Source organism: Pseudomonas sp. P129 (genome assembly GCF_020312195.1).
Classification (GTDB): Bacteria; Pseudomonadota; Gammaproteobacteria; order Pseudomonadales; family Pseudomonadaceae; genus Aquipseudomonas; species Aquipseudomonas fragariae.
In genome coordinates this window covers 1-1142 of sequence record NZ_JAGPYS010000034.1, presented here as the reverse complement: position 1 = coordinate 1142, position 1142 = coordinate 1, and the positions used below count along the sequence as shown (strand labels likewise).

Sequence of the window (1142 nt, the reverse complement as noted above, 5' to 3'; positions counted from 1 at the left end):
AGCTTTTCGATGATGAAACAGATGACCTTCGCCGACGCCGAATACGCCGGCAAGCGCAAGCGGACCCGTAAGGAATTGTTCCTGATCGAGATGGATCAGGTGGTGCCCTGGAAAGGTTTGATTGCCCTGATTGAGCCCTATTATCCAAAAGGAGAAGGTGGCCGTCCCGCCTACCCACTGATGGCGATGCTGCGTGTTCATCTGATGCAGAACTGGTTCGGCTACAGCGATCCGGCGATGGAAGAAGCACTGTATGAGACGACCATCCTGCGTCAGTTTTCAGGCCTGAGCCTGGAGCGCATTCCAGACGAAACCACCATTCTCAACTTCCGTCGTCTGCTGGAAAAGCACGAGTTGGCGACTGGAATTCTCGGCGTAATTAATGGTTATCTGGGCGACCGTGGCTTGTCGTTGCGTCAAGGCACCATCGTCGATGCCACGCTGATTCACGCGCCCAGTTCGACCAAGAACAAAGATGGCAAACGCGACCCTGAGATGCATCAAACCAAGAAAGGTAACCAGTACTATTTCGGCGCCAAGGCTCACATCGGCGCCGACGACGAGTCAGGCCTGGTGCACAGCGTGGTAGTAACAGCGGCCAATGTGGCAGACGTCACGCAGGTTGCCAAACTGCTGCACGGCGAGGAAAACGTAGTCTGCGCCGACGCAGGTTACACCGGGGTCGAGAAGCGCGAAGAACATACTGGGCGCAAGGTCATTTGGCAGATTGCCGCCCGCCGTAGCACTTACAAAAAACACGGGAAACGCAATGTTTTGTACAAGGCGATCCGCAAAATCGAGAAGGCCAAGGCCCAGGTTCGCGCCAAGGTCGAGCATCCGTTTCGGGTAATCAAACGCCAGTTTGGCTATGAAAAAGTGCGCTTTCGGGGCTTGGCCAAGAACACCGCGCAGATGGTGACGTTGTTCGCCCTGTCAAACCTGTGGATGGCCCGCCGACATTTGTTGGCGAGCGCAGGAGAGGTGCGCGTGTAATGCAGGAAATGGTTACTGCAAAGGGCTTTGCAGCGGCCGAAAGAGCTGAAAAACGAAGAAAATTGAGCAAATTTCGACATGCATCGTTTTTTGAAAAGTGCTGAGGACTCGGTAGCCGGAAAACATCCGGCTACTTCAGACCTTCCCTA

General features: G+C 54.6%; 1 protein-coding gene. It reads left to right on the top strand.

Annotated features, from left to right (window positions below):
- Positions 1-12: 12 nt before the first annotated feature.
- A complete protein-coding gene (locus KBY02_RS26000) occupies positions 13-993 on the top strand; it encodes an IS5-like element ISPsy2 family transposase (RefSeq protein WP_032657254.1) in 981 nt (326 codons plus the stop codon).
- Positions 994-1142 lie beyond the last annotated feature (149 nt).

Coding starts and splice junctions, on each gene's coding strand:
- KBY02_RS26000 (WP_032657254.1), top strand. CDS start 13: ATGAAACAGATGACCTTCGCCGACGCCGAATACGCCGGCAAGCGCAAG.